Below are 12,928 nucleotides of genomic sequence, written 5' to 3' on the forward strand. Positions count from 1 at the left end.
GATCACCGGAACCGGATCCGGCCTCAACGACCCTAACTCGCTCATCAACGCTGACAAGACCGTGTGGAGAACTCTTTGTATGAACGTAACATTGCGTGACTTGCTCGCAAAATGACTGTGAACACCCCGCGCAATTGGCCAGTACGCTCAGCCCTTGGCGCCGCTGATGATCACCGCGCTCAGTGCCCAGGCGACGATCACGACCAGCGCGAAGATCGCGCGCAGATCCCAGCCACGGATGACACGACCCGCACCGGAACCGGTTTCACTGGCGGACAGCCACTGCTCCCGGATGAGCTCGAGATCGCGGAGCGCGGGAGGGATCCGCGCTCGAGGGCTCGGGTCAGGCCGGAGACCCGGCCGCGGCGGCCGCCCCGCGACGGGTCCGCCGAAGGCATTGACGATACGACCGTCATCCAGTGTGAAACGCACCTGATAGCGGATGCCGATGTCGCTCACCCGATCCCACGGAATCCGGACCACGCGAAGGAGGTTCTGCACCGTCGCACCGCGGGCATCGACCGCCACATGAGAGACGAAGGTGGCGACGTAGATGAACCAGAGGACCAGCAGCATCCAGGGAGCCAGCAGGAGCATCTCGCCCCACCCGGCGCGGACCACGGCATCGACGAGGAGCAACAGGGTCACGATGGACGCCAGGATCAGGGCGACGGTCCCCGAGGGAGCCCGGAAGACCCGCGGCGAGGCCGCCCGGGGATCACCCGGACGCGCCCCGCCGTTCATAGGGCCGCTGCTCACCGCGCCCCGCCCAGGGGGATGTCCGCCCCGGGGATAGCCGCGAGGAGCCGCTTCGTGTAGTCCTGAGCGGGCGTGGTGAAGATCTCGTCCACCGTTCCCTGCTCGACGACGCGCCCCTGCTCCATGACGCAGACCATGTCCGCGGCGACACGGACGACCGCGAGGTCGTGCGTGATGAAGAGGTACGTCAGGTCGAGTTCGGACTGAAGGTCGGCGAGCAGGCGGAGGATCTGATCCTGAACGAGAACGTCGAGGGCCGACACCGCCTCGTCGAGGACGACGATCGACGGCTTGAGTGCGAGCGCACGCGCGATGGCGATGCGCTGACGCTGACCGCCCGAGAGCTCGTTCGGGTACCGCCAGGCGACCTCGCGAGGAAGCGACACCTGCTCGAGGAGCTCGAACACGCGCTCGCGGCGCGACTTCTCGTCACCGACTCCGTGCACACGCAGCGGCTCCGCGATCAAGGCGCCGATGCTCCGGAGCGGATCGAGGGATCCGTAGGGATCCTGGAACACCGGCTGCATGCGGCTGCGGAGGTCGAAGACCTCTTTGCGGCTCATGCCCGAGGTATCCGCCCCGTCCACGAGAACCGAACCACTAGTCGGCTTCTCGAGCTGCAGGACCATCTTGGCGACCGTGGACTTCCCCGAGCCGGACTCCCCCACCAGTGCGAGGGTCTTGCCCCGCGGGATCGCGAAGGAGACCTGGTCGACCGCACGGAACGGCTCGCTGCGGAAGCCCCCGGAACGGATCTTGTAGTCCTTCACGAGATCGCGGACCTCGACCACCGGCTCCGCGTCGAGCACCTCATCCGCGTGCTCAAGGCCACGACGCTCGACGACCGACTGGATCCGCTGCGAGGCGATACTCGGGGCGGCTGCCACGAGGCGCTGGGTATACGGATGCTGAGGCGACTCGAGGATGATTCGGCTCGGTCCCGATTCGACGATCTCGCCCTGGTTCATCACGACGATGCGGTCTGCGCGCTCCGCAGCCAGGCCGAGGTCGTGCGTGATGAAGAGCACGGACGTGCCCTTCTCTCGCGTGAGGGAAGCCAGGTGGTCGAGGATCACGCGCTGGACCGTTACGTCAAGCGCACTGGTCGGCTCGTCGGCAATCAGAAGCTTCGGATCGGCCGCCAGACCGATTCCGATCAGCGCCCGCTGGCGCATACCGCCGGAGAACTGGTGCGGGAACTGGTGCATGCGACGCTCAGCGTCAGACAGGCCCGCCTGCTTCAGCACCTCGATCGCACGTTCTCGCGTCTGCTTCCGCGTGGAAGCCAACCCGTTCGCGCGGACGGCCTCCTCGACCTGAAACCCGATCGACCAGACCGGGTTCAGGTTCGACATCGGGTCCTGCGGGACGTACCCGATGTCCCGCCCGCGAATCGATTCCATCTGACGACGGTTCGCCGCAGTGAGGTCGACGCCGTCGAGGAGAATCGAGCCGCTGGTCACCTTGCCGGTGCCCGGGAGGAGGTCGATGACGGCGGCTGCCGTCGTGGACTTCCCGGATCCGGACTCACCGACGATCGCGACCGTTTCACCCGGGAAGACGTCGAGGTCGACGCCGTGAAGGACCTCTCGATCTTTCTTGCCGACGGAGAAGGCGACTCTCAGGTCACGGATCTGCAAGAGGGGCTGCGACACGGCGCTCTCCTTGTGGCTGCTGCGCGGACGCGCGCGGCTGGTCAGGTTCTCGTTTTCGCTCGTCATCGCTGCGCCCTCGACTTGGGGTCGACCGCGTCGCGCAGGAGCTCTCCGAGCGTGATGAACGCCAGCACGGAGATCGTCAGCGCGAGCGACGGCCAGAACAGCGACAACGGCGCCGTCCGGATCGACGTCTGGGCCTGACTGATGTCCGCGCCCCACGAGACGCCGCCCAACCCGACGCCGAGGAACGACAGGGTCGACTCCGCGACGATGGCGGTGCCAAGGCCGAGCGTGGTCACGACGATGACGGGTGCCATTGAGTTCGGGATGACGTGGGTGATCAGGGTGCGGAACCGGGACAGGCCGATTGCGATGGACGCCGTCACGTAGTCCGACTGCTTAACGCGGAGGACCTCTGCGCGAGCGATACGCGCGGTGCTTGCCCACGAGAAGCCGCCGATCGCCAGGGCGAGGACGAACTCGTTCTTCTGCTCCGCCAGAACGGACATGACGACGACCGCGGCGACGATGTAGGGGATGGTGAAGAAGATGTCGCCGACGCGCGAGAGCAGCGAGTCGAGGAAGCCGCCGTAGAAGCCGGCCAGGGCTCCCATGATCAGGCCGATCACTGTGGAGATGACGGTCGCCAGGACACCGACCGACATGGACACACTCGTTCCGTGAACGACACGGGACCAGATGTCGCAGCCGAGCAGCGTGAAGCCGAGCGGGTGACCCGGCTCGGGTCCGCCGTTGCTCTTCGAGAGCTGGCACGCGCCGCCGGAGGGCGCCACCGACGTGAAGAGGTTGGGAGCGACCGCGATCACGATGATGAACAGGCAGAGAACGATCGAGACCCAGAACATGGGACGACGCCGCAGATCACGCCAGGCGTCCAACCACAGGTTGCTCTTCTTCTCGCTCAGCCGCAGCTGGTCGACGACCAACTCGTCGGCCTTCACCGGTGCGACGTAGTGACTGGAATTACTTGACATAGCGGATCCTCGGGTCGAGCAGGCCGTACAAGAGGTCGACGACCAGATTCACCAGCACGTAGATGACGACGAAGATCGTGACAAAGGAGACGACCGTCGGGGTCTCATGGCGGATGATGGCCTGGAACAGGGTGTTGCCGACGCCGGGCACATTGAAGATGCCCTCGGTGACGGTGGCGCCCACCATCAGAACACCGAACTGCGTGGCCGTGTCGGTCACCATCGGGATCATCGAGTTGCGCAGGACGTGGACTGGGATGACGCGGCGACGCGACAAACCCTTCGAGTAGGCGGTACGGACCCAGTCCTGACCGAGCGACTCGATCATCGACGAGCGGGTCAGACGCATGCTCGAGGCGTAGATGCTGAGCCCCAGGACGATGGCGGGCAACCACAGGTCACCCCAGTCGTTGCGTCCACCCACTGTCGGACGGAACCAACCCAGCTGGACGCCGAGGAAGTACTGGGCGAGGAAGCAGAGGACGAAGATAGGGATCGCGATGAAGACGAGGGCGGTCACGAGCGCGCCGTTGTCGAAGATCGATCCCTTCCACACGGCCGACAGCGCACCGATGACGACCGCGAGGACGAAGGCGATGGCAACCGACATGATCGCGAGGCGCATGGTCACGGGGACCGTCCGCGCCATCACGTCGTTCACGCTCTGTCCGGAGAAGGTGTTGCCGAAGTCGAACCGCAGCACCCCACTCAGGTAGTTGGCGTACTGGACGATGAACGGCTCGTTGAGCTTGTACTGGTCTCTGAGTGCATCGATGACCGCCTGCGACGGCTGCTTGTCACCGAAGAGTGCGGCGACCGGGTCGCCAGGTAGTCCGAAGACCATGTAGTAGATCAGCAGCGTCGCACCGATGAATACCGGAATGACCTGCAGGATCCGTCGGAGGATGTAGTAGGCCACCCTCGGCCCCCTTTCAGGGAAAAGACGTAATCGGTGCTCACGCACGAAGAAGGGCCCCGCAAAGCGGCGCCCCTGACGCTCCCATACTCATCCCGCGTTCCTGGGAGAAAGGTGAGATGGTCGGGTCACGCCACGAGGCGGTGACGGGTGACCGTCACCGCCTCGTGTGAGGTGATGCTGTGGACAGATTACTTGGTGATCTCGTAGTACAGCGGCACGGAGTTCCAGCCGAATTCGACGTTCTTCACGCCTTCAGCCCAGCCACCGTTCACGTTCGAGTACCAGAGCGGGATGGCGGGAAGGTCCTCGAAGAGAACCGACTGTGCCTCGAGGAGCGTCGCGTTACGGGCGGCCTCGTCCGTTTCGCTGATGCCCTTCGCGAGCAGCTCATCGAACTTTTCGTCCGAGTACTTGCCGTCGTTCGAACCTGCCCCGGTCGCGTACAGCGGGCCGAGGAAGTTGTACAGACCGGGGTAGTCGGCCTGCCAGCCAGAGCGGAACGCGTCGACCTTCTCGTTGTCACGAGCGTCGAGGTACGTGGCGAAGTCGGGGAAGGGCTTCCCGACAGCCTTGATGCCGAGAACACCAGAGATCGAGTTGGACACCGCGTCGACCCACGTCTGGTGGTTGCCGTCGGCGTTGTACGAGATGGTGAAGTCTTCACCGCTGTAGGGCTTGATCGCGTCGGCCTGGTCCCAAAGTTCCTTGGCGAGCTCCGGGTCGTACTCCAGGACCTCGTTTCCGGGGACCGAGTCGCTCCAGCCGTCGATGACCGGCGACGTGAAGTCCTTCGCGGGGGTACGAGTGTCCTTGAAGATGACCTTCGTGATCTCGTCGCGGTTGATCGCGTGAGAGATCGCCGCACGACGCAGCTTGCCCTCTTCGTCCGTCTGGAAACCGTCGACCCACTCGGGGATCGTCATCGACTGGAAGATGGCAGCGGGCTGGTTGACCGCACGGCCGTCCAGGTCCGACTCGTACGTCTCGAGCGCGCTTTCGGGGATAGCGTCGAGGACGTCGAGGTTACCGGCCTGCAGGTCCTGGTACGCGGCATCCTGCGTCGCGTAGAAGACGATGTCGAGGCCACCGTTCTTTGCAGCACGCGGCCCGTCGTAGTCCTCGTTGGGGACCAAGTCGATGCGGACGTCGTGCTGCCACGCGCCCTCCTCGGCCAGCTTGTAGGGGCCGTTGCCGATCGGGTTCTCGCCGAAGGCCTTCATGTCGTCGAACGCGACCGACGGAAGCGGAGCGTAGGCCGAGTAGCCCAGGCGCTGCGCGAAGTCGGAGGCCGGCTTGTTGAGCGTGATGGTGAAGGTGTAGTCGTCGATCTTCTTCAGACCGCTCAGCTCCGAGTCCTCGTCGTAGCTGAAGCCCTCGATGTCCTCGAAGAAGTACGAGGAGTTCTGCTTGTTAGACGCGAGGGCGCCGTAGTTCCACGCGTTGATGAAGCTGTCAGCGGTGACCTCTTCGTCGTTGGTGAACTTCAGGCCCTCACGGATCTTGACCGTGAGCTGAGTGGGCGAGTCGGTGGTGATCGACTCGGCGACGTCGTTCTCGACTGCGCCGTCCGCCTTGTAGGAGATGAGGCCCGCGAAGATCGAGTCGACGACCTTGCCACCACCGGTCTCGTTCGTGTTGGTGGGGATCAGCGGGTTCTGGGGCTCAGATCCGTTGGTCGAGATGACCTCGGTCGTGGTACCGCTGGAGCTGTTGTCGTCCGTGTTGGTGTCGCCACCGCCGCTGGCGCAGCCGGCGAGAACCAGGCTGGTCGCACCGAGCAGGGCGAGACCCGCCACGCCGATCTTGTTGCGCTTCAAAGTGTCCTCCAAGAGACCTAATGAAAGCCCGGGTCGAGGCTTCCAGACCCAGGCGTGATGAGAAGCACACTAAGCAGGCTGAGCGCAATGCGACAAATCCCTCACAAGACCGTTACACAGCCTTTACTTGGGGAGCTCTGGATAAAGCAGTCTGATAGCTCACGCGTATCGGCACCGGAGGCCGAGCTGGACGTGGCATCCTGACCGGATGGCAGCTTTCGCGGACTCCCCCGCCCCACGCCGCGCGCGGCTGTGGTGGGAGATCGGAATCGTCCTCGCGCTCTCGCTGGGGCGTTCTGCGGTCTATTCGGTGCTCGCTCTCGTCGAAGCGCTTACACGCGCACCCCTCGGGGATCAGCAGACATCCCTGAACCCCGGGGCGGCGCCCTCGGCCGTATGGGACGTCATCGGCCGGTTCCTCGACGCGTTCTTCGCGTTCGCGCCCGTCGCGCTGGCGATCTACCTGCTGTGGGAGCCCGCACGTTCGGGCTTCGCGAAGATCGGCCTGACTTTCGAACGATTCGGACGCAACCTGGGCGGCGGCGCACTCCTCGTGCTGATCATCGGCGTTCCCGGCCTGGGACTCTATGCGCTCGGCCGCGTTCTGGGCATCACCGTGCAGGTGGATGCCTCGCCGCTCGATTCGTCCTGGTGGACGATTCCGCTCCTCCTCCTCGCGGCACTCCGCGCGGGCCTTCTGGAGGAGGTCGTCATGGTGGGCTACCTCTTCGACCGCCTGCGACTCCTCGGATGGAACACGTGGACGATCATCCTGTCGACGGCGGCGCTGCGCGGGGCGTATCACGCGTACCAGGGTTTCGGTCCGCTCATCGGGAACATGGCGATGGGCGTCGTCTTCGGATGGGTGTACTCCCGTTGGGGCCGGGTCACGCCGCTCGTCGTCGCCCACGTGCTCATCGACATCATCGCGTTCGTGGGCTACCCCCTCGCCGCCGCCTGGTGGCCCGGCGTGTTCGGCCCGCCGGCGTAACCGGACGCGCGGGCCGGGTTTCGGGCTCCGATCCCGCGAGACTGCACGTGCGCGCCGAGGCTGCGGCGCGGCGCCGCGGTCTCGTGCGCCGCGTGCTGTCTCGCGGTGGGGGCGGTGCGGGCGACGGTTCCTCCACCGCGTGCGCGTCGGGCGCGGAGTCCACCAGGCGGGGTGCGATGGTGCACGGGCTGGCGGCTCGCCGCGAACCTCGGGGCCATGCCCTCGAACGCCGACCTCCTGCCCGTCGCCCGCCCCACTCCCGTCGCCTGCCCGGTACCCCTCCTGCGCGCGCGGGACGTGCCCCACGCCGCCCGCCTCGCGTCACGAGGCGAGCTCGTGTCGGTCGTGCGCGGGGTCTACTCGCCGACGGCGTCGTGGCGACCACTCCTCCCGTGGGACCGCTATCTGGCCCGCATCCACGCCACGATCCTCGCGCACCCCGGACTCGTCCTGAGCCACGAATCGGCCGCGGCGATCTGGGGGATGCCGGTGCTCGGCGACCCCGGCGTCGTCCACGCCCTGGGCGACCCGACCCGCACCGCACGCCTGCACGCCGGGCTCCGCCTGCACACGACGACGGGCGCGCGGGACGTCCTCGACCTCGGCGGATTCGCCGCCGTCGCGCCGTCAGACTGCGCCGTCGACCTCGCGAGGGCTCGCCATGTGGTCGTGGGGCTCATCGCGGCCGATGCCGCGCTCCGTCTGGATCCGGCGGCATCCGTGGAATCGCTCGTCGAACAGAACGAGCAGCGACCGAGTTCGCGGGGCGCCGCATCGCCCGGTGGCCCCTGCATCGCGCCAGGGCTGAGGCGGAGTCCACTCTCGAGTCCGCGAGTCGGGCGATCATCGAGTTGCTCGGCTACGAGGAACCGGAGCTGCAGACCGAGTGGAGCGGGCCAGCCGTGACCGATCGCACCGACTTCTGGTGGCCAGGATCGGGGATCGCCGGTGAGGCGGACGGCGACCTCAAGTACGACGGCCGGTTCGGTGATCCCGTGTCTCTGCTGCGCGCGCGCCGCGAGCGGGATCATCGTCTGCGGTCGCGAGGCATCCGCTCAGTCGCGCACTGGGGCTGGTCGGATCTCGTCGACCCCGACGCGCTGGACGGCATCCTCCGTGGCGCAGGCCTCCCGCGCGTCGCACTTCCCGACCCGTATCGCCTCGCGACCGCTCGAATCGCGCTCGCCCCGCGCCACTCCGTCCCGAGACTGCACGCCGGCGCCGAGACCGGGGTCTGACCCCGCAGTCTCATGCGTCGCGTGCAGTCTCGCGGAAGGTCGGGCGAGCGCGGCGGCACCCGGTCATGGCGCGCGGTCCGACTGCCCACCGCGCATGCCGCCCCGCCGCGAGACTGCACGCACGCGCCGAGACCGGTGTCCGAAGCCACAGTCTCGGCGGCCACGTGCAGTCTCGCGGACCGCGGCCCAGCGTCAGGCGAAAGCCTCGATCGGGGGGCAGGCGCAGACGAGGTTGCGGTCGCCGTAGGCGTTGTCGATGCGGCGGACGGGCGGCCAGTACTTCGTCCGCACGATGCCGGGCACGGGGTACACCGCGGTCTCGCGCGGGTACGGGTGTGCCCACTCGCTGGTGATGACGGATGCCGCGGAGTGCGGCGCGTTCACCAGCGGGTTGTCGTTCGCCGGCCACTCTCCGGCGGCCACGGCGTCAGCCTCGGCGCGGATCGCGATCATCGCCTCGACGAACCGGTCGAGCTCGGCGAGGTCCTCGGACTCCGTCGGCTCCACCATGAGCGTCCCCGCGACCGGGAACGACATCGTCGGGGCGTGGAAGCCGTAGTCGATGAGCCGCTTCGCGACGTCGTCGACCGTGATGCCGGTGGCCTCCTTGAGCGGACGCAGGTCGAGGATGCACTCGTGCGCGACGAGCCCGCCCTCCCCCGCGTACAGCACCGGGTAGTCACCCTCGAGCCGGCGCGCGACGTAGTTCGCCGCGAGCACCGCGGCGGCGGTCGCCTGCCGGAGTCCCTCGGCGCCCATCATCCGCACGTACGCCCACGAGATCGGCAGGATGGATGCCGAGCCGTAGGGCGCGGCCGAGACCGGCCCGCCGTCGAACACATGACCGCCCGCGTGCTCGGCGCGCTGCGCCATCGGGTGCGACGGCAGGAACGGCGCGAGGTGCGCCTTCGCCGCGACGGGACCCACACCGGGTCCGCCGCCGCCGTGCGGGATCGCGAACGTCTTGTGCAGGTTCAGGTGCGACACGTCGCCGCCCAGGTCGCCGAACCGTGCGAACCCGAGCAGGGCGTTGAGGTTCGCTCCGTCGACGTACACCTGCCCGCCGGCCGCGTGCACGGCGCCGGTGATGTCCATGACGTCGTGCTCGTAGACGCCGTGCGTCGACGGGTACGTGATCATGAGCGCCGCGAGGCTGTCGGCGTGCGTCTCGACCTTGGCGCGCAGATCCGACAGGTCGACGTTGCCGGCCTCGTCGCACGCGACGACGACGACCCGCATCCCGGCGAGGACGGCGGATGCCGCGTTGGTGCCGTGCGCGGACGACGGGATGAGGCAGACGTCGCGGTGCAGGTCGCCCCGCGAGTGGTGGTACCCGCGGATGGCGAGCAGGCCTGCGAGCTCGCCCTGCGAGCCGGCGTTCGGCTGCAGCGAGACCGCGTCGTACCCGGTGACCTCGGCGAGCCACGCCTCGAGCTGCTCGATCATCACGAGGTAGCCCGCGACGTCCTCGGCCGGCGCGAACGGGTGCACGCGCGCGAACTCCGGCCACGACACCGCCGCCATCTCGGTCGCCGCGTTCAGCTTCATCGTGCACGACCCGAGCGGGATCATGCCCCGGTCGAGCGCGTAGTCGCGGTCGGCCAGCTGCTTCAGGTAGCGCATCATGGCCGTCTCGGACCGGTGCGTGTTGAAGACGGGATGCGTCAGGTATTCGTCCGTGCGACGGAGCGCCGCGGGCAGGTGGGCGTTCCGGTCCCGCAGGGGGACGAACACCTTCGACGAGTCGACGCCGAAGACGGATGCCACGGCCTGGAGGTCCGCGACGGTCGTCGTCTCGTCGACGGAGATCCCGACGGAGTCGCTGTCGCGGAACCACAGCTGGTACCCGCGGCGACGCGCATCGGCGATGACGTCCTCCGCGCGACCCGGCGTCCGGACCACGAGGGTGTCGAAGAACGCGTCGTGCAGGACGTCCGCGCCGGAGCCGACCAGCCAGTCGCGCAGCAGCGATGCCTTCGCGGTGGTCTCCTCCGCGATCCGCTTGAGCCCGTCGGGACCGTGGTAGACGGCGTACATCGCGGCCATGACGGCCAGCAGCACCTGGGCGGTGCAGATGTTCGACGTCGCCTTCTCGCGACGGATGTGCTGTTCGCGGGTCTGCAACGACAGGCGGTAGGCGGGCTGACCCGCGGCATCCATCGACACGCCGACCAGGCGCCCCGGCAGCTGACGCTCGAGACCGGCGCGGACCGCCATGTAGCCGGCGTGCGGTCCGCCGAAGCCCATCGGCACGCCGAAGCGCTGCGTCGTCCCGACCGCGACGTCGGCGCCCATCGACCCCGGCGAGCGGAGGAGCGTGAGCGCGAGGAGGTCGGCCGCCACCACGACGAGCCCCTTCTGCGCCTGCACGGCGGCGATGACCTCGGACGGGTCCCAGACCCGACCGGTCGCGCCGGGGTACTGCACGAAGGCGCCGAACGCCTCGGGCACCTCGGGCGCCCCGGTGAAGTCGGTCTCGAGGATCTCGACCCCGACGGCGGCGGCGCGGTGGTGCAGCAGCGCCTTCGTCTGCGGCATCGCATCCGCGTCGACGAGGAACACGTTCGACGCGGCCTTCGAGGCGCGGCGGGCCACCAGCATCCCCTCGACGACGGCCGTGGACTCGTCGAGCATCGACGCGTTCGCCGTCGCAAGCCCGGTGAGGTCGGTCACCATCGTCTGGAAGTTGATGAGCGCCTCGAGGCGGCCCTGCGAGATCTCGGGCTGGTACGGCGTGTACGCCGTGTACCAGGACGGGTTCTCGAGGACGTTCCGCTGGATGACCGACGGCGTCAGCGTGTCGTAGTAGCCGAGGCCGATCATCGCGCGCGCCGAACGGTTCTGCGCCGCGAGGTCGCGGAGCTCCGCAAGAGCCTCCGCCTCGGTCGCGGCGGGCGGGATGATGCTCTCGCCCTCGGCGACGTGGATCGCGTCGGGGACGGCCGTGTCGACGAGCGCCTCGACGGAATCGCGCCCGAGGACGCGGAGCATCTCGGCCTGTGCGGCCGCGTCCGTGCCGATGTGGCGGCTCTGGAAGGCCGAGCTCACGCGTCGCCGCCCGTCAGCGCGACGTAGGCGTCGCGGTCGAGGAGGTCTCCGGTGGGCGCGCCGTCGACCTTGATCTTGACGAGCCAGGCGTCGAACGCGCCGGCGTTGACCGAGGACGGGTCGTCGACGACGGCGTCGTTGATCTCGACGACCTCGCCGGTCAGCGGCGCGTAGAGCTCGCCGACGGACTTGGTCGACTCGATCTCGCCGCAGGTGTCGCCGGCGGTGACAGCGGTGCCCACGGCGGGGAGCTCGACGAAGACGACGTCACCGAGCTTCTCGGCGGCGTAGTCGGTGATGCCGACGGTCGCGACGTCGCCGTCGAAGGCGATCCACTCGTGCTCGGCGGTGTAGGACAGGGCGGTGAGGTCGGTCATTTCTGTCTCCGGTAGAAGGGGAGGGCGGTGACGGTCGCGGGGATGCGGGTCCCCCGGACGTCGATGGTCAGGACGGTGCCCTCAGCGGATGCCGAGGGGTGGACGAGGGCCATCGCGACGGGATGGCCGAGGGTCGGGCTGAGGGCTCCCGAGGTGATCTCGCCGACGGTCTCGTCGCCGGAGAGCACGGCGTAGCCGGCACGACCGGCGCGGCGGCCCTCGGCGGCGAGACCGACGAGGACGGAAGCGCCGTCGAGGTCGCGGGTGGCGAGACCGTCCTTGCCGACGAACTCCTCCTTGTCGAGGGCGACGACGCGGCCGAGCCCGGCCTGCGCGGGGGCGATGTCCCGCGAGAGCTCGTGGCCGTAGAGCGGCATCCCCGCCTCCAGGCGGAGCGTGTCGCGGGCGGCGAGGCCCGCGGGCACGAGCCCGTGCGCGGCGCCCGCCTCGGAGACGGCGTGCCAGAGGCCCTCGGCGGTCTCGTTCGGCACCATGAGTTCGAAGCCGTCCTCGCCGGTGTACCCGGTGCGGGCGACGAACAGGCTCCGACCCTGGAACGACCCGAGCGCCCAGGAGTAGTAGGTCATGTCCGCGAACGCGGGATCGACGTCCTCGATCCCCGCGGTGGCTTCGAGGATGCCGCGGGCCGCCGGGCCCTGCACGGCGATGAGCGACATCCGGTCGGTGATGTCCTCGATGCGCGCGTCACCGGCCTCGACGGCGGCGAAGGCGGCCGCGACCTCGGCACGGTTGCCCGCGTTGGAGATGACGAGGAACTCGTCCTCGGTGATGCGGTACACGATGACGTCGTCGACGATGCCGCCGTCGTCCGCAAGGACGAGGGAGTACTTGGCCTTTCCCACCTTCATCGTCGAGAGCCGACCCGCGAGGGCACGGTCGAGGAAGTCCGCCGCCCCCGCACCCTCGATGCGGAACTCCGCCATGTGCGAGATGTCGAACAGTCCCGCGCTCCCCCGCACGGCGTGGTGCTCCGCGAGGTCCGACGTGTAGCGGACGGGCATGAGCCAGCCGCCGAAGTCGGTGAAGGACGCGCCGAGCCGCTCGTGCAGCTCGTGCAGCGGCGATCGCCGCGGCTCGGTCGTGGTCTCGGTCATGCCGTCTCCGC

11 protein-coding genes are annotated in these 12,928 nt (G+C 68.2%); 3 read left to right on the forward strand and 8 right to left on the reverse strand.

The window, feature by feature from the left end:
• Positions 1-147: 147 nt before the first annotated feature.
• The 5 genes from QE428_RS13750 to QE428_RS13770 form a co-directional block, all read right to left on the reverse strand.
• A complete protein-coding gene (locus tag QE428_RS13750) occupies positions 148-759 on the reverse strand; it encodes a PH domain-containing protein (protein WP_307470297.1) in 612 nt (203 codons plus the stop codon).
• Complete coding sequence (locus tag QE428_RS13755; RefSeq protein ID WP_307470300.1) at positions 756-2,480, reverse strand: ABC transporter ATP-binding protein; 1,725 nt, start codon at positions 2,478-2,480, stop codon at positions 756-758. Before QE428_RS13755 ends, QE428_RS13750 begins: the two co-directional genes overlap by 4 nt.
• On the reverse strand, positions 2,477-3,412 hold the full coding sequence (locus QE428_RS13760; protein ID WP_307470302.1) for an ABC transporter permease: 936 nt from the start codon (positions 3,410-3,412) through the stop codon (positions 2,477-2,479). Before QE428_RS13760 ends, QE428_RS13755 begins: the two co-directional genes overlap by 4 nt.
• Positions 3,402-4,331: an ABC transporter permease gene (locus tag QE428_RS13765; RefSeq protein ID WP_307470304.1), complete on the reverse strand. Its 930-nt coding sequence runs from the start codon at positions 4,329-4,331 to the stop codon at positions 3,402-3,404. The genes QE428_RS13760 and QE428_RS13765 overlap by 11 nt, the downstream gene beginning before the upstream one ends.
• Positions 4,332-4,519: 188 nt before the next feature.
• Positions 4,520-6,148 carry an ABC transporter substrate-binding protein gene (locus QE428_RS13770; protein ID WP_307470306.1) on the reverse strand — a complete coding sequence of 543 codons (1,629 nt, stop codon included), beginning with the start codon at positions 6,146-6,148 and terminating at the stop codon, positions 4,520-4,522.
• A gap of 208 nt (positions 6,149-6,356) precedes the next feature.
• Between QE428_RS13770 and QE428_RS13775 the strand changes: the two genes are divergently transcribed.
• From QE428_RS13775 to QE428_RS13785, 3 genes are all read left to right on the forward strand, one after another.
• Positions 6,357-7,139: a CPBP family intramembrane glutamic endopeptidase gene (locus QE428_RS13775; RefSeq protein WP_307470308.1), complete on the forward strand. Its 783-nt coding sequence runs from the start codon at positions 6,357-6,359 to the stop codon at positions 7,137-7,139.
• A gap of 216 nt (positions 7,140-7,355) precedes the next feature.
• Entirely contained in the window at positions 7,356-8,045 is a 690-nt protein-coding gene (locus QE428_RS13780) for a hypothetical protein (RefSeq protein WP_307470310.1), read from the forward strand.
• Complete coding sequence (locus tag QE428_RS13785) at positions 8,042-8,377, forward strand: hypothetical protein (RefSeq protein ID WP_307470312.1); 336 nt, start codon at positions 8,042-8,044, stop codon at positions 8,375-8,377. Before QE428_RS13780 ends, QE428_RS13785 begins: the two co-directional genes overlap by 4 nt.
• Positions 8,378-8,569: 192 nt before the next feature.
• On the opposite strand, the gene gcvP is transcribed toward QE428_RS13785, so the two are convergent.
• Genes gcvP through gcvT form a run of 3 tightly spaced genes read right to left on the reverse strand, consistent with a single transcriptional unit; the run spans position 8,570 to position 12,917 of the window.
• Positions 8,570-11,368 (reverse strand): aminomethyl-transferring glycine dehydrogenase, encoded by a 2,799-nt coding sequence (gene gcvP, locus QE428_RS13790; RefSeq protein WP_373457722.1) that lies wholly within the window; start codon positions 11,366-11,368, stop codon positions 8,570-8,572.
• A gap of 53 nt (positions 11,369-11,421) precedes the next feature.
• Positions 11,422-11,802, reverse strand: a complete 381-nt coding sequence (gcvH, locus tag QE428_RS13795; protein ID WP_091354502.1) for a glycine cleavage system protein GcvH — start codon at positions 11,800-11,802, stop codon at positions 11,422-11,424.
• A complete protein-coding gene (gcvT, locus tag QE428_RS13800) occupies positions 11,799-12,917 on the reverse strand; it encodes a glycine cleavage system aminomethyltransferase GcvT (RefSeq protein WP_307470317.1) in 1,119 nt (372 codons plus the stop codon). Before gcvT ends, gcvH begins: the two co-directional genes overlap by 4 nt.
• Positions 12,918-12,928: the final 11 nt, after the last annotated feature.

It is taken from the genome of Microbacterium sp. SORGH_AS_0505 (genome assembly GCF_030818715.1).
Classification (GTDB): domain Bacteria; phylum Actinomycetota; class Actinomycetes; order Actinomycetales; family Microbacteriaceae; genus Microbacterium.

What these genes read in the sequence shown, in the direction of transcription:
- QE428_RS13755 (WP_307470300.1), bottom strand. Translation starts at nt 2,480, where the DNA reads ATGACGAGCGAAAACGAGAACCTGACCAGCCGCGCGCGTCCGCGCAGC.
- QE428_RS13760 (WP_307470302.1), bottom strand. Translation starts at nt 3,412, where the DNA reads ATGTCAAGTAATTCCAGTCACTACGTCGCACCGGTGAAGGCCGACGAG.
- QE428_RS13775 (WP_307470308.1), top strand. Translation starts at nt 6,357, where the DNA reads ATGGCAGCTTTCGCGGACTCCCCCGCCCCACGCCGCGCGCGGCTGTGG.
- QE428_RS13780 (WP_307470310.1), top strand. Translation starts at nt 7,356, where the DNA reads ATGCCCTCGAACGCCGACCTCCTGCCCGTCGCCCGCCCCACTCCCGTC.
- gcvP (WP_373457722.1), bottom strand. Translation starts at nt 11,368, where the DNA reads ATGCTCCGCGTCCTCGGGCGCGATTCCGTCGAGGCGCTCGTCGACACG.
- gcvH (WP_091354502.1), bottom strand. Translation starts at nt 11,802, where the DNA reads ATGACCGACCTCACCGCCCTGTCCTACACCGCCGAGCACGAGTGGATC.
- gcvT (WP_307470317.1), bottom strand. Translation starts at nt 12,917, where the DNA reads ATGACCGAGACCACGACCGAGCCGCGGCGATCGCCGCTGCACGAGCTG.